The organism is Mesorhizobium sp. STM 4661, assembly GCF_000359125.1.
In the GTDB taxonomy this organism is placed as follows: domain Bacteria; phylum Pseudomonadota; class Alphaproteobacteria; order Rhizobiales; family Rhizobiaceae; genus Mesorhizobium.
Window position 1 is genome coordinate 77,956 of the sequence record NZ_CAAF010000056.1, and the last position, 17,877, is coordinate 95,832.

A 17,877-nucleotide genomic window follows, 5' to 3' on the forward strand; every position below is an offset into this window, starting at 1 on the left:
CTGACGATGACTGAACAACTGGCGCTTCCTCTGTTGCGCCGAGCTATATGGATGAGATAGCCCGAGAGCAAGCGGCACTTGCGGTGTGCATTGACAAATGCTCGGGCCACGTCGCTGGCTGGCCGCAGCTTTGTTTTCATATCGATGCGTTTGCAGAGCTGGAACAGCGGCTCGCGCGTCGCAACGCCATCGAGCACGTTTTGAAGGGGTGGATCTGAAGGCATCCGGTTTCTGCTGGGCGCACGCCAGCGGCTCGCGGAATATTGTCCGCGATAGCTCGATCAGGTGGTTGCGAGCTTGTCAGCGAATCTAAAGCGGGGGTAGGGGGTTCATGTAACGACACATCACGACACAGTCGGCTAGTCGGAGCGTCTGATCGACGTGGCCGGCAAGGCGGGTCATGCTGTCGTGACGCAAGCGGGCGTCGACGGGTCAGGTTTTCATTTAGCGTTTCAATTGAATTCGGAAATGAAAGTCCCCCTAGCTTTCCAGTTGGATAGGCCTCGCCGGAAGTCATGATCGTCTCGTCCCAGTGAAGGTCGCAATCATCCGTGATTGCGACCTTCGCTAGCCAGCTCCGGCCAATCATTGCGGGAGGATATGCAATACAGGTCGAGGCGTTGTCAGCGTTTCGGCGGGTAAGACGGGATAGGCGACCTCCGGTACTTTTCCGGTCAGCGAATTAAGGAAGGCAACGAGCAGGTCGACTTCTTTTTCCGTCAATTCTTGGCCGAGCTGGGTGGTCCCCATAATGGCGACGGCCTGTTTCAGATCCCAAACCTTGCCCGAATGAAAGTATGGCGCGGTGAGTGCTACGTTGCGCAACGGCGCCACGCGGAAAACATATGAATCGTCGGCTTCATGGGTGACGGCAAATCGGCCTTTGTCGTTTTCCGGCAGGACATCGGTGCTGGGCTTTTCAACGAGGCCGAATGGGGAATAGCCCTCCCCACCCACGTTGATACCGCCGTGGCAGGACGAGCAGCCTTTGTCCATGAAAAGCGTCAGGCCCTGTTTCTGTTCGGAAGTCATAGCGGCGTCATCGCCGTTGAGGAAGGCATCGAAGGGCGCCGGTGTGACCAGTGTCGCCTCAAAGGCTTCGATTGCCCTGGCGACGTTTTCGAAGGTGACGCGATCGGCTTCGCCCGGGAAAGCTGAATTGAACCACTCGACATATTTCGGCATCGACTTGAGCGTGGCGATGAGTTGACCTGGTGTGTTGGCCATTTCGACAGCGGCTTGGATCGGTGCCTTGGCCTGAGCCTTCAGGTCTTCAGCACGACCATCCCAGAACTGCGCGATGTTGAAGACAGCGTTCAGTACCGTCGGCGCGTTGCGCGGTCCCTTCTGCCAACCATGGCCGATCGAGCTTTCATGATTGTCGTCGCCCCCGGTGGCCAAGTTGTGGCACGAGTTGCACGACAAGACGCCTGACGCCGAGACGCGTGGATCGAAGAACATTGCCTTGCCCAGGGCTATCTTCTCCGGTGTGATCGGGTTGTTGGCGACTGTCGGCGTGATGGACGGTAGAGCCTTGAAGGTGGCCCGTGCCGTTTCTCTGAGGTATACGGGGATCGTTTGCGCAGCAAAAGCGATGGCCGGCAACGCGACAGCCACCGTAGCGAATAGGATTTTCACAAGTGATCTCCCTGCGTTTTGCACGGAAGCCATTGTTGATATGCGGTTCGTGAACGCCTTGCGCTAAAGGCGGCAATCCTCTTTGCATAAAATCGAATCTGACGCGGACCTGACATATTGTCTTCCTTCGTTGCATTGCGCGCGATGTCACCCACGATGAACGCCCAGTCGGTATCTCCTGTCGCCTCTCGAGAAGCATCAAAAGTCGTGCCAACTAAGCAGAAGGAACCTCCGGGGGATTTTCTGGTCATCATTCAATAGGTTGAACGGAATTCGCAGCAAAGCGCAGCCCTACTCCGGTGTCGCGGATCTGACAGCCAACAGTCGGGCTGAAACAGAGAGATGTTTGGTCCCTCAGCGTCTTGTCCGATGGGCACCCGGCCTCCCGCATGGGCGGCAGGGGACCACAAGGTATTGAGGCTCAAGATGAACACCGCCGGCCAGCATCGCTAGGCAGCCCCGCAGATACTTTGACGCTGGTCCGCGAGCTGGTGCGCCTAGTGCCCGACCGCCAGATCGCGCGGCTCCTCAATCGCGCCGTAAGCCGACGGCGCGTTAAAGCGGCCGCGCAATCATCGATGTGAGCGTGATGACGGCGCTGCGCACTGTGTCGTCGAATTGTGGCCACTGGAGCAATCCTCGTAAAGCGAGCCAAGGTTCTTGATCTAAACGGCGGCGGCCGCCATATTAGCGTAGCGCCTCTCACACGTTCGAGAGTGATCGCATTTTGGATGCCGCCGGCTCGGGCTGTTTCGGCATCCTATTTCAACATCGGCCGCCGCTTGGTTCGAGCTATCGAATGGCCGTTCTCTGCATTTGGAGGCAAAATGACCGCAACGCCTTTCGCGCTGCCCGAGGCAGTGCTTACCGCAATCTCAAACGGAAAACCCGTAATTCAGGCATATCGGGAACATCTTGGCTATTCGACCGAGGACATTGCCGTGACCAGCGGTCTGACAGTCGAGGAGGTCGGGCTGATCGAATCTGGCCATTGTTTCGACAAGGGCTATCGCGATCGGATCGCTCGGGCGCTTGGCTTGGCTGAGAGTATCTTCGATGAAATCTCGGGTATCCCGAACGCTGCCTGACGTCGGCCTCTGAAGATTACCCGCCGCCTGCCAGGTCGGATCAAAATCCAAAAGGGTATATCAATACCCTTACGGCGGCGGGGCGGTGGCAGAATTCTTATTTCTACGGAATCGATTCGCTCTGCGGAAGTCCAAATAGCAGAAGAATGTCACGATCATCTGACGGCCGGGACGGATGATTCCCAAATCATCTTCTGGCGTCAGCGCATTCTCGCCGCCGGTAGCCTTGCTGCAGAGAAGAGACGGTGAGATTGAGCGGATCCGCGGCCGGGTTTGTGCCCGAATGAACTCCCTCGGGGAGCGAATTCTGAGCGCTGGCGCGGTGATGCGGCGATAGCCATAGATGGACTGCTCGTCGACCAAATGGCGAATGAGCGGCAGCAGCCCTGCATCCTCTGGTTTGAGCAAACGACAAGCGAGATACGCTTTCAATCCGAACCCTCCTGGCCCAAGCAGTTCGCCAGTCTCGCTGCCTGATCAGCACCCCGCCAACCCGCGTACAGGCGTTGCAACAGATCCTTCAGAGAAATTCATAGACTTTTAGCAACCCCAAACCGCTGGGAATGGTAAGCAAACATAAATTGGTCGAAACCTGTAGCATCTGCGGAGAACGCCAAACGACAAAGTCAGCAGGAGTGCTCAGTCTTTCAATGTGGCTACACTTTGAGCGCATGGGAAAGTAATCGCAATGGAGACCCAACCCATGACCAATCCCGAGCACCCCGCCAATCCGTTTTCCCTTCCCGACAACCTGCCACCCCCGGTGGACGATGGCGAGGCCGATGATCTGGCCGGCATGCAAATGCCAAGCGTGACGCTCCGCACGACCTTCGGCGAACTGGTGGACTTGTCCGCCTTGTCGGGTCGCGTCGTCGTCTATGCCTATCCGATGACCGGGGTTCCCGGGGTCGAATTGCCGCCGGGTTGGAACGACATTCCCGGTGCGCGCGGATGCACGCCGCAAACCCTGTCGTTTCAGGCCGAAAAGGATGTGTTCGCCGCCTTCGGCGTCACGATCTACGGATTGAGCACGCAAACCCCAGAATATCAGAAAGAGCTGTCCGATCGGCTCGGCCTGGCCTTCCCGATCGTGAGCGATGCCGAGTTCAAGCTGACTGACGCGCTGCGCCTGCCAACCATGACCGTGGAAGGCATGCGGCTGATCAAGCGGCTGACCCTCGTCATCAAGGACGGGGTGATTGAACACGTCTTCTATCCGGTGTTCCCGCCGAACAGGTCGGCGGCCGAAGTCGTCGCTTGGCTGCAAGAAAACACCGCTCCGGCGCAAAGGTCGGGCGTGCTGATCTACACCACCCCGGACTGTCCCCCACTGCAAGGCCGCGAAGGCGCTCCTGACCGAAAAAGCGCGTTGCGTTCATCGAGCTTGACGTTGAGCGCGATCCGGAAGCGGCGAACGTCATGGTCGCCCGCAGCGGCGGCCGCCGGACGGTCCCGCAGATTTTCATTGGCTCAACCCATGTGGGCGGGGGCGACGAACTGCAAGAACTCGAACGGGCCGGTCGCCTGGACGAACCTCTCGCCGCACGGACGAATTAATAGGGCAGGCAATCGTTGCTCTGGCCCTTCGCATATCGCGCTCCTCACGCGAACACCAGGATATCGATCGTGGACGTATCGCCTCTCCATTCCCTGCTCATGGCCTATGCAGCTTACATCCTGGGCGCCTTGAGCCCAGGCCCAGTAATATGGCGATCATGAGCACAGCGATGAGCCGCGGCCGTACGGCAGCGTTCGCACTTGCCGCCGGGGTGATCACCATCTCCTGGACCTGGGCGACACTCGCATCGACAGGGCTGGCCGCATTGCTTCTGACCTATCCTAAAACGCTGTACGCCATCCAGATCGTCGTCGGCGGTTCCTATCTCATCTATCTTGCGGTGATTGCATTGCGGGCGGCCCTCCAGGGGAAGGACCTGGCGAAGCTGGCCGAAACTCAACCCTCCCGCGCGGAGTTTAGGATGTTCAATCGTCGGGGCGTGCTGATCCATGTGGCAAACCCCAAAGCCGTCATGGCCTGGGTCGCTACAATCTCTCTCGGGCTTCAGCCGGGGGCTCCAGCCTATAGGCCCTTCGTCATCCTGCTCGGATATGCGGTGTTGTCTGTCATCATATTCAGCGGATACGCGATCGTTTTCTCCTTTCCGGTCATGTCGAGGCCCTACGCCAACGCGCAACGTTGGATTGACGGTGGACTGGCGCTGTTTTTCGCAGGCGCCGGTCTCACCTTGGTTCAACGCGCAATCACGGAAGCCGGCGGCTATCTGGCCACCGGGCGGTGAAGGGGGCAGATCACAATGGGCACGAACAATCCGCCGCTTTCGCCCGAGGACGTCGAACGATTCGGGCCTGATCCCCTTACCAGCTTCCGCACCAATCTGGCGTCGGTTGAAGAGCGCATCACGCTTGCTTGCGCACGGGCCGGCCGCGACCGTGCCTCCGTGCGGTTGCTGCCGATCACCAAGACGGTGCCGGCCCATATCCTGCGATATGCCTTCGACGTCGGCATCAGCACCTTCGGCGAGAACAAGATCCAGGAGGCAATGACAAAGTGCGAGGCGCTTCACGATCTCGCCATCGACTGGAGCATCGTCGGACATCTCCAGACCAACAAGGCCAAATATCTGACCCGCTTCGCGCGTGAGTTTCATGCACTCGACAGCCTGCGGCTCGCCGACCTTCTGAACACGAGGCTGGAGCGCGAAGATCGCTTCCTCGACGTCTATGTGCAGGTCAACACGTCTGGCGAGGACAGCAAGTTCGGCCTCCATCCGAACGCACTGCTGCCCTTCGTGGAGACCCTCGATCAGCTTCCCCGTCTCCGGCCATGCGGGTTGATGACACTTGCGCTGTTTTCCTCCGACATGGCCAAGGTGCGGCCTTGCTTCATTCTGCTGCGCCGGCTGCGGGACAAAGCCGTGAAGCACAACGCCGCGCTCACCGGGCTCTCCATGGGTATGACCGGAGACTTCGAGGAAGCCATCGAGGAAGGCGCCACTGTCGTGCGCGTCGGTCAGGCCATCTTCGGCAAGCGGCCGACGCCTGACGGCCACTACTGGCCGGGTTTCGCCCCCACCGATCGAGGAATTGAACCATGATTTTTCGCAAACGGCCTGTCTGCTTTTCCGATCACCCCCGCCGATCGTTCCGGCCGGGTCGACGTTGACGCGCTACGGAAACTGGTCAGCCGGCTGATCGCGGCTGAGGTCGATTCCATCGGCCTGCTCGGCAGCACCGGCATTTATGTGTATCTGACTCGCGACGAACGACGCTGCGCACAGCACTACCCAATGACACGCAATTGCATCGCGCGTCGACGGTCCTGAGGGAGCTCGGCCATCCGCGAAGCCGGATCGCTGCAGGCATTGCGCAATCGTCTGGTTCACGCTGTCAATGTAACGACAGCCGGCCCGAAACCAGCCTATGATCTGGAGGAGGACAATGCCTGATGTGTCCGTCCTCAATGTCGCCCTGCATGGAAACAAGATCGGCACGCTCAGGCTCTTGCAAGGAGACCAGATCTTTGCATTCATCCAGGAATACATCGACGAGGCGCGACGGCCGACCTTAACTCTCTCCTTCAAAGACGATCACGGCGGGCTCGTCACCGAGCAACCAGCCACGCATATCCAGGTATCGCCCTTCTTCTCAAACCTGTTGCCGGAAGGTCCATTGCGCAAGTACCTGGCAGATCGGGCTGGCGTGAAGGAGGTGCGCGAGTTTTTCTTGCTGTGGGTGCTGGGGCGCGATCTACCCGGCGCCGTGACCGTCACGCCGACGAATGGAGAGGCCTAGCCGCCCGCCGATAACGCTGTCGGCGGCGGCAGACAAAAAGACAAGGCACTGCGGTTTCGCTCGCCGGCGTGCAGCTCAAATTCTCAGCCATCAGAAACAAGCGCAAGAACAGCGGCCTCGTCATTCGGGCCAAGGGCGTCGGCGGCTCCTGGATTGCCAAACTCCCGGCTGAGCGGTTTGATGGCGTCCCCGAGAACGAATTCTCGATGATGACGATCGCCTCTCGCCTCGGCATCAATGTTCCTGGAATCGACTTGGTCCATGTCGACTCTCTGGAAGGCCTTTCCGCGGGGCTGAGGCGGCTGCGGGGGACAAGGCTTTCGCCCTTCGTCGTTTCGATCGAGACGGCGCAAATCTCGTCCACATAGAGGACTTCGCGGAGGTCTTTCGCCGCTATCCCGAACAGAAGTACGAAAGTGCGAGCTACCGCAACATCGCCACGGTCCTCGGGATCGAAACCAACGAAGAGAGCATCGCCGAATTCATCCGGCGGTTGGTTTATTGCACACTGATCGGCAATGCCGACATGCACCTCAAAAACTGGTCGCTGATCTATTACGATCGCAGGACGCCTGCTTTGTCTCCGCCCTACGATCTCATATCGACCATCCCCTACATTCCCGATGAAACGGCAGCGCTGAAATTCGCGCGTACGAACAAGGTCAGCGAATTCAACGAAGACGAGCTCCGATACCTGGCAGCAAAAGCACGCCTGCCTGAGAAGCTGGTTCTCGATTGCGCCTAGGAAACCGTCCAGCGCTTCTCGACGTGTGGAGCGCCGAGAAGAACAACCTATGGCTCGGCAAAGACGTCATCGCCGTGATCGATCGCAACATCGCGATCGTTCCCCTCGCAAGCAAGGTCTATCGGCTAGCGCGTTGATCCCAGAAGATGAAAATGCGGCGAAAGCGATAGCGGACAAGGAAGGCGTGAGCGCAGCGGTTGTCGGGTATGAATGCGTCGCCAGTGCTTGACGTGAGCGAAGGTGTTATCGATCTTGTGGCGTTGGCGGTAGAGAACCGGATCGTAGTTATGGTTGTGCTTCGCATGAGCCGGAATCAGGGGGTGATGCCGTGCTGGACGAGGGCATCGCGGAAGCCCGATCAAGCTATAGGCACGTTCCGCGAGCAGATGGCGGACTGGCGTCACGTATGTGCTCAGCGTCAGACGCGATTGCACTCAAAACGTCAGCTTGAAGCCGGCCGACATGGTGAAGGCATAGAAGTCCATGCCAGCGCCTTTTAAGGTCGTGCTGCTTCGGGCGCCCGTCGGGATGTCGTACACTGTCATATCGCCTTTCGCGCGGAAGTACTCATCGAAATTGCCGGCTAGGAAGGCTAGCGCGTTCGGTGATTTGATAACCAGCCTTGGCGCCGAGCGAGATGAAGGGAATGGTACGAAAGTCCTCTTCGTACACCCTGCTCCGCCAGTGATGGTCAATATCGCTTGGGTTAATCGAAAGGCCGCCGCGGAGCAGACCCGAGAGCGTCCAATTGCCGAATTTTGTGATCGATTCCGCACCAAGGGAAAACGCCCGGAATCAGCAGCGCGCTTTGTGTCCCGCGTCCAATCGTCGACGACAGTGAGGATGTGGAACGATCGAAGACCAAGTCGAGCGATCACCACTGCTTAAACTCGGCGGTTCCAGCATCTGCACGGCGGCGGACGGTCAGCTTCTCGCGATAGAACCAGCTTCTCGCGATAGAACCGAAGAGCTCCTGTGGCATCTCGTCGCCCGTTCCCACACATTTGCGACGGAGGCGGCGAAAGCCGAGATTTGTCTAACGCGAATATGCCCGCTCTCTACGACAACAGCCAAGCATTGCGAGCAGCGCGGAGCCGTGACGAACGACCTTCCAGTCGGCTTATTTCTCCTCGGAACTGTCGGCAATGTGGCCGCCGGTCTGCCGCCGCCACAGGCGGGCATACAGGCCGTCGCGTTTAAGTAGCTCCGAGGGGGAGCCCTCCTCAACGATGCGCCCTTTGTCGAGCACGACGATCCTGTCCATGCTGGCAATCGTCGACAGGCGGTGGGCAATGGCGATCACCGTCTTGCCCTCCATCATAAGCTCGAGTTTTTCTTGGACCGCCGCCTCGGCTTCACTGTCCAGGGCAGAAGTCGCCTCGTCTAGAAGGAGGATTGGCGCGTCCTTAAGCAGCACCCGAGCGATCGCGACCCGCTGACGCTGGCCGCCAGAAAGCTTCACCCCGCGGTCACCGACGAAAGCATCGTAGCCGGTGCGGTTTTCGCTGTCCTTGAGATCGGCCACGAAACCGTCCGCATCGGCCAGCATTGCGGCGCGTTCGACCTCCTCCGGCGAGGCATCCGGCCGGCCGTAACGGATATTGTCCCCGACAGAGCGATGGAGCAACGAGACATCCTGGGTCACGACCCCGATATTCTGACGCAGGCTTGCCTGCGTCACCGAACGGATATCCTGGCCGTCGACGACGATTGCGCCATCGTTTACGTCGAAGAACCGCAGAAGCAGGCTGACAAGCGTTGACTTGCCGGCCCCCGACATGCCGACGAGCCCGACCTTCTCGCCGGCGCGGACCCTGAGCGATAGATTCTCGATTACCCCTTTTCCTTGCCGGTATTCGAACCGGATATCCCTGAACTCGACCGTGCCGGCGACAACGGCCAGCGGCCTGGCTCCGGAGACATCGGTTACCGTTGGAGGCGTGGTGATGACCGGCATCGCGTCGCGTATCGTGCCCACAGCCTGGAATATCTGCTGTCCTAGCTGGAGAAAGGCCAGGGAGTTGGCATTGAGCCGCTGAACGAGTGCGATTGAAGCAACAAATTGGCCGGTGGTGACAAAACCGGCCACGAGTCCCCAAAGCCCGACGGCGATGTTGGTCAGCGAAAGAAGGACGTTCAGCAGGACGACGCCGGTGTCGGTTGTTAACTGGATGCGCCGCTCAAGCTGTTGCGTCTCGATGGAATCTCCCATGATGGTGCGCATTGCGTCCGCCTCGCTGTCTTCGGCCGCAAACAGCTTGACCACGTGGATGTTGCTGTAGAGGTCGGTCATGGCGCCGACGACGAGGCTGCGCGCGCGGGCAGAGTGGCGGGACCGCACGGCAAAATATGGCACTGCCACAACCGCGACAGCGACGTTCGCCACGATCCAAAAAAAGACCGGAAGCGCCAGCGGCCAGGACAGCGTGGCAAGCAGCGAAAGCGAACCGAGAAACTGCACGAGAAAATACGGTATGCTGGAAGACGCTACGACGATCTGCTGCTGCACGGCGGAGGCGAGTTGCGAAATGCGCGACGCCACCTGGCCGGCGAAGAGATCGTGGAAGAATGCAAGGTCCTGACGTTCGACCGCCTTGTAGCCATGCCATTGCATAGCCGCGGGCATGCATACGGACACTGCCTGGGAACCCAATGTCTTGGCGATGAACATCAGCAGCGGTTGCGCGGGGAACATCAGCAGGCCGAGGAACGTGAGCATAGGCCAAGCTTCCTCAAGGAAAACCGCCGCACCATTCGTGCTCACCCCGTCCACAATGATATACATGCCCCAGATCACCGCGAGGTTGATTCCCTCGACCGCCATCATGAAGACGGCGATGGCCGCCAGCGCGCCACGGAACATGCGTGCGAAATGCAGAAGCAGGGCAAACGGACCTGTTGCCGGTAAAGGCGCGTAGGGGATATCCAGCGGGCGGATAAGCGTCTCAAAGGGACGATAGATGAAATGCAAAGGCGACATGGCGGGTCAAACCGGCTGATCAGAAGAATGGGTGCGGCGCATCGGAGGAGTGCGAGAGCGCTCGCGCCCCCTGAACTGCCAAGCGCACGTTCCTCGTCCACACACAATGCGTTCCTGGCGCGCTTCGAGCGGACCACGCAAGGCTGAGGGGCGCACTTGAATGTACATGCGCGCTGTGGCCAGGTTCGAGAGCTGCATAGGGTGGCCTCGTAGTGCTGGTGGACGGCTTTGCTGAAGGAGGCGCGATCTACGAGGAGGCGCCGCGGCTGGCTATAGCGGTCCAGCTCCCCAGGTGTGGCTGGGTTCATCGTCCTGTTCTGGCCGTCTCATCGCGGGCATCGAGCACGCTCCTGGTTGATTTCTCAATCCTCCCCGACGCCCTGCCGACGTCTCACTTACGAGATCAAAGCAATTTGCGTGCCGGATTTGCGCTCCGTTTCGTTCAACCGCTTGCTCGCCAGCCGGTGCCTGGCTGTACGGCCAGCGGGTGGGGCTCTGACATTCTTGTTCAGTTTCGGACACAGGAAGGTCGCCATAGACACTATCGGGAAGACCGAATAGAGCCTCGAGCATGTAATCGTCGCACCCGGTTGGGCCAGCGCCTTGTAGCTCGGGCGCTGCACGCTCGCCCGCGCAAAGCGGCGCAGGATCGATTCCGCATCGGCCGTGCGGTGCTGCAGGGCCGCCGCATATTTGATCAACTCGTCATACTGCTGCTCGATGAGGTTCCAGCCGATCGCCCGTGTCAGGATCGGCAGAAGGTTCGGGAGATCGCGCGCCATTTCGGTGTCGGGCACCCAGCACTTCATCGGCAAGAGAACGGGCGACGGTTCCGGCCACGGTCGCCAACCATCTGGTGGCGCACCGCGACGGTCCGGCTCTTATGCTACGGCGAACTGGGGAGCACATGCGCCCCCTGCCATGACGCACGCATCCAGAAGGAAGAGGTGAGGTTACGCGAACGGGTGTGATGGAGTGGGAGGCGCATCGCGTCCGACCATCCGTGGAATCGGCAGCCTTGATTAACGTCTGCGACGTCTGACCAAAGCCATCCATGGCGGAGTGCTCTCGCTGAGGTTAAAGGCAGCCTCTTCGGCCTCGTACCGGGTCAGCCCGGTGAGCGGCCGACCGTATCTCTCGGCGGGAAGCCCTGTCAGGCTATCGATCACACACCACAGCCCTGATTCCGACGGCAACGGAAGGCGAAGGCGGCTTACGCGCAGCCGAGTCGAATGAAGGGCGCCTCGTGCTCCCTTTTGCGGTCGGCCCGACGGTCCACTCTTGTCAACCTGACATACACCCAAGGTCAATGTGACTTGGGGTTGTCCGAGCTGTCGGAGATGCGACGTTAATGTCGGTCATCCGACACAGCCGGTCCGATCGATCGCCTTGATCTAAAGGCATTTCCTTTGGCGCACATATTGCATCGTTCATCCGGACACGGATCAACGGACTGACGACAGCCATGCAGAGAATGTCGATAGCCAACGCTTTGTGCCGGGCCAAATTCCGGCCCTTCCAGGTGTGATTGCAAGCGTCATGGGGCTTTGAACATTCCCTCATTGTGGACATGGAAAATACCCTGCTGGCTCGGATGCCAACTCTTCAGTCTGGTTCACTCGGCCAGTTCCTGGATCCGCGTAGGGCGCACGGGTCATGGTGACTGCCGTCTTGGCTGCACCCGCGTGCTGACTGCTTCGAGCAACGCTCAACGCTGCTGCATGCCGGCGATGAAAAGCCAGACTCCAACAATGCGTCTTCCGAAAACCGAAAGAGGTGAACAGATATGTTCAAGATCGGCGCTTTGGCGCTCGCGTTATCAATTCAAGGGGCATCGGGATCGGCGACCGCTCGGGCGCTGGCCAACGGTTCGAACGATGCGCATCCATCGCTAGCGCTGAGCGATTTGGAGCGGGCACTGACGATCAACAATCGCTATCGCGGGCTCGTGAATGTCCCCGAGCGGCCGTTCTGGCTGACTGGAGCCAACGCGTTCGCATACCGCCGGACTAGCCACGGCGAGCAGCAGTTCATGCGGGTCGATGCTGCCACGGGTTTGAAACGGGCCGCCTTCGATCAGGCCCGTCTGGCGGCGGGCCTAAATGAAGCGAGCCATAAGAGCTATCAGGCCGGCGATCTTCCCTTCGAGCGTTTCGAACTGACCGAGGATGGTCGCAGGCTCGACTTCCTGATTGAGCAGGTCCGGTGGAGCTGCGACGTTGCAAGCTATGCCTGCACCAGCACAAAATTGGATGTGGAGGCCCCGGAGTTTCAGCTCAGCCACTACTACACGCCACCGGCTGAGAATATCCCCGACCAGAGGAGCGTCTCGCCCGACGGCAAATGGATCGTCTATATAAAAAACTACAATGTTTTCCTGCGCAGCAAGGACGGATTGCAGGATGTTGCGCTGAGTCGGGATGGATCCGAGGGCAATTACTACGTCTTTTCGACGCTGAATTGGTCGCCGGACTCGCGCCATCTCGCGGCCTACCGCGTTCGCCCCGGCTACAAGCGGGAGGTCCCCTACCTCGATTCGTCGACGGACCGGTTGCAGCGCGAACATTCAACCCTGGTCTACCCCAAGCCGGGTGATGTCCTTCCGCTACCCCAGCCGGTTCTGTTCGAGATTGCCAGCCAGCGCCAAGTCGCGATTGACGACGCCCTGTTCTCGAACCCCTTCGAACTTTCACCTCTCCGGTGGTGGGCGGACGGTCGCGGCTTTACTTTCGAATATAACCAGCGCGGGCATCAGCTCTATCGGCTGGTCGAGGTAGACGCCGCCACGGCCCGTGCGCGCTCGATCATCGACGAGACCAGCAAGACATTTGTTGATTACCAGCCTCTGGTGATGGATCAGGAGGGTACCGGGAAAATCTTTCGTTACGATGTCGACGACGGGAAGGAGATCATCTGGGCGTCCGAGCGCGATGGGCACGAGCACCTGTACCTGTTCGACGGCCGGACCGGCGCGCTCAAGAATCAGATCACCAGCGGTGAGTGGGTCGTCCGGGGGGTCAACCATGTCGATCCGGTCAAGCGCCAGATCTGGTTCGAGGCGAGCGGGATGAACCCGGGGGAGGACCCTTATTTCGTCCATGCGTACCGCATCGGCTTCGACGGTGAGGGGCTGACTGAGCTCACGCCCGAGCCGGCCAACCACCATGTCGAGTTCTCTCCCGACGGCCGCTATTATGTCGATATCTGGTCACGCATCGATCTGCCGCCCCGCATGACGCTCTACCGCGCCATCGATAATGCCAAGCTCATGCAGGTGGAGACCGCCGACACGTCCGAGCTCGTCGCCGCCGGCTGGCAGCCGCCACTCAGCTTCCACGCCAAGGGGCGCGACGGCAAGACTGACATCTGGGGCGTGATTCACCTGCCCGCCAATTTCGATCCGAAGAAGAAGTACCCGGTCGTGGAGAATATCTATGCCGGGCCGCAGGGCTCTTTTGCCCCAAAATCCTTCTCAAGGCGGACAGAGCCGCTCACGCAACTGGGCTTCGTCGTTGTGCAGATCGATGGCATGGGTACCAACAACCGCTCGCGCGCCTTTCATGACGTTGCCTGGAAAAATCTGAAGGACGCAGGCTTTCCCGATCGCATCCTATGGCACAAGGCGGCCGCCGCGAGGTATCCGTGGTACGATATCTCCAATGTCGGCATTTTCGGCTGGTCCGCAGGCGGCCAGAGCGCGGTGGGCGCGCTGCTCTTCCATCCCGAATTCTATAAGGTCGCGGTCGCCAACAGTGGCTGCTATGACAACCGGATAGACAAGATCTGGTGGAACGAACAGTGGATGGGGTGGCCAGTCGGCATTGAATATTCCCAATCCTCCGCCATCGACAATGCCTACAGGCTGCGGGGCAAGCTGATGATCGTCGTCGGCGAAATGGACCACAATGTCGACCCGTCCTCCTCGCTCCAGCTTGCCGACCGCCTCATCAAGGCGGGAAAAGATTTCGACATGGTCTATGTGCCTGGTGCCGATCACGGCGCGCCAGGCATCTATACTGAGCGCAAACTCCTGGACTTCTTCGTTCGCAACATTCTCGGTCAGACCCCACCCGACTGGCACGCTAAACGAACCGAGCTGCAAAAGAGCAAATCGTCACGATGATGGCTTGGGCAGCTTCTGCCTGTGGCAATCCTCGCGCCCGTTTGTTGGCTTGATCGAGGCGGCGAGCGAGCGGAGAACCGCTCGGACGAGGCCTGTGCCGATTCCTGCGCAACGGGCCTTCGCAAGACGGAAACAGGAGCGATTCCGACGCTCGACGGCCCCCGGAAGCGGGACGGAAGCGGGGGTGGGCGGCGAGTTGCGACCGGAAGGGCCGCCGTTCAGGCGGACTGCATCCGAAGGGCCGAAACGAAGAGAAGGAGCCGAAGCGACAGCGAAGGGTTGCGGGACGCCGCGGCGGGCCTAGAAGGGAGTGCCGCCTTACCCTGCGCCGCCGGGAGGCACAACAGAGAAGAGATGCGCCGACCTGCGACCCATGCCGACGCAGGTTCGGTCTGCCAAGCCAACGTAGGGCATGTGACGTTGAACTGTCAGGTTCGACCGTATACGTCCTCAAGCCGCACGATGTCATCTTCGCCGAGATACTCGCCGCTTTGGACCTCGATCATCACCAGTCCGATATTGCCGGGGTTTTCGAGCCGGTGTTTGTGGCCGCAAGGGATATAGGTGGATTGATTGGTGGTCAGGAGTAGCTCCTGGTCGCCGTTGACTATTTTCGCAGTGCCGCTGACCACGACCCAGTGCTCGGAGCGGTGATGGTGCATCTGCAGGCTCAAGCGTCCGCCCGGCTTCACCTCGATGCGCTTGATTTTGAAGCGCTCGCTTTCCTCCAGAACCGTGTAGGTGCCCCAGGGCCGGTGCACGGTACTGTGAAGCAAGTGCGCTTCATGTCCCGCAGCCTTGAGGCCCTCGAAGAGTTTCTTGACGTCCTGGACGCGATCGCGGGATGCAACAAGCAATGCATCGGGGGAATCCACGATCACCAGGTCGCTGATGCCGACGGTGCCGATGACGCGTTTGTCCGAGCTTATGTAACTGCCCACGGTGTCGACCACATGGACATCGCCGCGAATCCTGTTGCCGCTCCCGTCAGCGGCGACCAGTTCGGCCATTGCGTTCCAAGATCCAATGTCGTTCCACCCCATTTCGCAGGGAACGACAGCGAGATTGTGGGTTTTTTCCATCACCGCATGGTCGAGTGAAATACGCGGCGCCATGGCGAAGTGCTCAGATGAGAGTTCGACGCTGGCAACATGTTCGCCGTGGCTGACGCGAGCGTTATCATAGCTATCGAGAACGGCATCGATCACCTGCGGGCAATGCGCAGCCATTTCGTCGAGCATGACCTGCGCCTTGAAGCAGAAGATGCCGGCGTTCCAGAAGAAACGTTTGGACGCGACATAAGATTTGGCAGTCTCGGCGTTCGGTTTCTCGACGAACCGGACAACTTTCTCACCGTCGGCCTCGATGTAGCCGAATGCGGTGTCTGGCCTATCCGGGGTTATGCCCAAGGTTGCAATACGCCCCTGCTGCGCCTGTTCGATTGCCCGGTTCATGGCGGTTTGAAATGCGGGCAGATCACCAATCATATGGTCGGCGGGAAAAACACACAGAACAGCATCGGGACCCTGTGTTGCCTTGGCATGGACGGTTGCCGCAGCGACGGCGGCGGCGGTATCCCGACCCTCAGGCTCAAGCAGAAAGGTGCGTGGCAAAACAACGGAATCCAGCTCGTCGAAAACGTCTTTCGTAAGGAAGAGGTGCCCCGTGGACGTCACGGTAACAAGCTCCACGACATGCTGCATCGAAGCGGCGCGCAACACGGTGTGCTGGATGAGCGAAAGTCCATCCGCCACCTTGAGGAAAGGTTTGGGGTGCGATTGCCTTGAGGCGGGCCAGAGCCGCGAACCAGCTCCACCGCTGATGATGACCGGAACCACTTTCATCAAAGGTCCTCTATCTCGTCTGTAAGCGCGAACGCATGTGCCCCTTGCAGCGTCGAGGCGACGATCGCCATGGCCCTGCTCTCGGTCGAAGCTTCCGAGTAGCAGCGCAGTTCCGGGGCATTGCCGGAAGGCCGCAGATGTATGATCTCACCTGAAAGCATCCGCGCCCTGAGGCCATCGGTTTCGTCAATTTCGGCGACGGTCCCGAACGAGGCAAGAAAGTGCTGCAGTGCGTTCCGGCTTGCGAGATGATCCATCAATCTGCGCGAACTTTCCGCGGGGAAGTTCTGAAGCCGGTCACTGGCGCACACAGGAAGATTCCAAAGCCCGCGCAGTCGCGACAGCTTCTTTTTTGTCGACGCCATGGTACTGAGGACGGCCATAATCGGGAGGAATGAGTCCCGCGTCGGCAGTGCAGTCAATGTCTTCCCATTCACCACACAATCCGAGCCCAGCAGAACACCACCATTGGCCTCAAAGCCGACGATGACGCCGCCGGCGCCGTGTAATGCTTCCATTGCTTCAATGACAAATGGAGACCCGACTTTCGTCCTCTGGACCGCGAAACCAAAGGCCTTCGAAATTCCCGAATTGGAGGTCACTGGCGTCACGATCGTGTCTGCCTTCAGGAAAAGAGCCGTTGCAAGCCCAACCAGGTCGCCGCGAAGAAGATCGCCATTTTCATCAGCTATGAGTGGCCGATCAGCGTCCGCATCGGTCGACACGATGGCATCGAGACCGAATTCGCGGACCCACTTCTTCAATTTTGCGATTGTTGCTGCGTCCACGGCTTCGGTATCGACAGGTACGAAGGTCCCGGTTTTCCCGACGGCGACCACGCTGGCACCGAGCGATCGAAGAACCTGTACCAACAGTTCCGCCGCGACCGAACTGTGCTGATAGACACCAAGTCTCATGCCGGAAAGTGAGCCCGGCTCCAGCATGTCATGGGCGCGCTCTCGATAAGAGGCGATCGCTTCTTCACGGTGCATAGGCCACGTCGTTCCCAGACAAGCCGTTGGTAAGCAATACGCAATTGATCTTTCGGCTACAAAGCGCGTAATCGCGGCCTCATCCGCCTTGCTGATTTCACCATTCGGGCCATAGAATTTGATGCCATTGCGATCGGCTGGAATGTGCGACCCGGTGACCATAAGAGCCGCCGCGCCGTGTTTGCATGCATATAGTGCCAGGGCAGGCGTGGGTATGGTGCCGCAATCGATCGGCTGGAAACCATTTGCGGCCAACGCCGCCATGCAATTGTTGGCTATCGCTTGACTGCTGTCACGTAGGTCGCGGCCTATGAAGACCGAACTATTCGGCTGAACCCGGCTGGAAATCAAACGCCAAGCGAAAGCTTCGGTATAAAGTCCGCTGGCCTTGCCGACCAATTCCGAAGCCAAACCTCGAACGCCGCTTGACCCGAATTTCATGATTTCGCTTTGCTAGTGGACAGTCAGGGTGGGGTGATGTTGCAATGGGCAAGTACTTTCTATTGCAAGCGCCATCGTTCTCAGCCACCTGCTGTTCAGGTATGCGGTCTCTACAACACGGTGTGGCGTAAGGACCCTCAGAGTTCCGCCGAACAGCAGGGCATCCACTGGCACAGGGGCATCCACAGTTCTCCTTCTAATGGAATCTTTTGG

Annotated in this window: 10 protein-coding genes and 5 pseudogenes; 9 read left to right on the plus strand and 6 right to left on the minus strand. The window is 59.4% G+C overall.

Annotated features, from left to right (window positions below):
- The first annotated feature begins 47 nt into the window (after positions 1–47).
- Positions 48–218, plus strand: coding sequence for a hypothetical protein (locus tag MESS4_RS34000; protein ID WP_198292772.1), 171 nt, complete (start codon positions 48–50; stop codon positions 216–218).
- A 367-nt stretch (positions 219–585) separates the two neighbouring features.
- On the opposite strand, the gene MESS4_RS18510 is transcribed toward MESS4_RS34000, so the two are convergent.
- Positions 586–1,671 (minus strand): cytochrome-c peroxidase, encoded by a 1,086-nt coding sequence (locus MESS4_RS18510; protein WP_036241570.1) that lies wholly within the window; start codon positions 1,669–1,671, stop codon positions 586–588.
- A 698-nt stretch (positions 1,672–2,369) separates the two neighbouring features.
- Here MESS4_RS18510 and MESS4_RS18515 point away from each other — a divergent pair.
- Positions 2,370–2,726, plus strand: a complete 357-nt coding sequence (locus MESS4_RS18515; RefSeq protein ID WP_036241572.1) for a transcriptional regulator — start codon at positions 2,370–2,372, stop codon at positions 2,724–2,726.
- Positions 2,727–2,795: 69 nt separating this feature from the next.
- On the opposite strand, the gene MESS4_RS18520 is transcribed toward MESS4_RS18515, so the two are convergent.
- Positions 2,796–3,158 (minus strand): hypothetical protein, encoded by a 363-nt coding sequence (locus tag MESS4_RS18520; protein ID WP_006333989.1) that lies wholly within the window; start codon positions 3,156–3,158, stop codon positions 2,796–2,798.
- 370 nt (positions 3,159–3,528) lie between these two features.
- Between MESS4_RS18520 and MESS4_RS18525 the strand changes: the two are divergent.
- The 6 genes and pseudogenes from MESS4_RS18525 to MESS4_RS35005 form a co-directional block, all read left to right on the plus strand.
- Positions 3,529–3,960, plus strand: a pseudogene (locus MESS4_RS18525) (peroxiredoxin); the annotation flags it as partial.
- A gap of 63 nt (positions 3,961–4,023) precedes the next feature.
- A pseudogene (gene grxC, locus MESS4_RS34635) lies at positions 4,024–4,283 on the plus strand (glutaredoxin 3).
- 149 nt (positions 4,284–4,432) lie between these two features.
- Entirely contained in the window at positions 4,433–5,026 is a 594-nt protein-coding gene (locus tag MESS4_RS18530) for a LysE family translocator (RefSeq protein WP_051070896.1), read from the plus strand.
- Between the two features lie 15 nt (positions 5,027–5,041).
- On the plus strand, positions 5,042–5,842 hold the full coding sequence (locus tag MESS4_RS18535) for a YggS family pyridoxal phosphate-dependent enzyme (protein WP_006333993.1): 801 nt from the start codon (positions 5,042–5,044) through the stop codon (positions 5,840–5,842).
- Between the two features lie 15 nt (positions 5,843–5,857).
- Positions 5,858–6,022 (plus strand): annotated as a pseudogene (locus MESS4_RS32425) (dihydrodipicolinate synthase family protein); the annotation flags it as partial.
- Positions 6,023–6,185: 163 nt separating this feature from the next.
- Positions 6,186–7,421: pseudogene (locus tag MESS4_RS35005) on the plus strand (type II toxin-antitoxin system HipA family toxin).
- Positions 7,422–8,404: 983 nt separating this feature from the next.
- Here the strand turns inward: MESS4_RS35005 and MESS4_RS18545 are convergent.
- Together MESS4_RS18545 and MESS4_RS32435 are read right to left on the minus strand one after the other, a co-directional pair.
- Complete coding sequence (locus MESS4_RS18545; RefSeq protein WP_006334005.1) at positions 8,405–10,264, minus strand: ABC transporter ATP-binding protein; 1,860 nt, start codon at positions 10,262–10,264, stop codon at positions 8,405–8,407.
- Positions 10,265–10,848: 584 nt separating this feature from the next.
- Positions 10,849–11,061 (minus strand): annotated as a pseudogene (locus MESS4_RS32435) (Tn3 family transposase); the annotation flags it as partial.
- 989 nt (positions 11,062–12,050) lie between these two features.
- On the opposite strand from MESS4_RS32435, the gene MESS4_RS18555 reads away from it, so the two are divergent.
- Positions 12,051–14,387: a S9 family peptidase gene (locus MESS4_RS18555; protein ID WP_006334011.1), complete on the plus strand. Its 2,337-nt coding sequence runs from the start codon at positions 12,051–12,053 to the stop codon at positions 14,385–14,387.
- Between the two features lie 428 nt (positions 14,388–14,815).
- Here MESS4_RS18555 and MESS4_RS18560 read toward each other — a convergent pair whose 3' ends face one another.
- A complete protein-coding gene (locus MESS4_RS18560; RefSeq protein ID WP_006334012.1) occupies positions 14,816–16,231 on the minus strand; it encodes a mannose-1-phosphate guanylyltransferase/mannose-6-phosphate isomerase in 1,416 nt (471 codons plus the stop codon).
- Positions 16,231–17,664: a phosphomannomutase gene (locus MESS4_RS18565; protein WP_006334013.1), complete on the minus strand. Its 1,434-nt coding sequence runs from the start codon at positions 17,662–17,664 to the stop codon at positions 16,231–16,233. The genes MESS4_RS18560 and MESS4_RS18565 overlap by 1 nt, the downstream gene beginning before the upstream one ends.
- Positions 17,665–17,877: the final 213 nt, after the last annotated feature.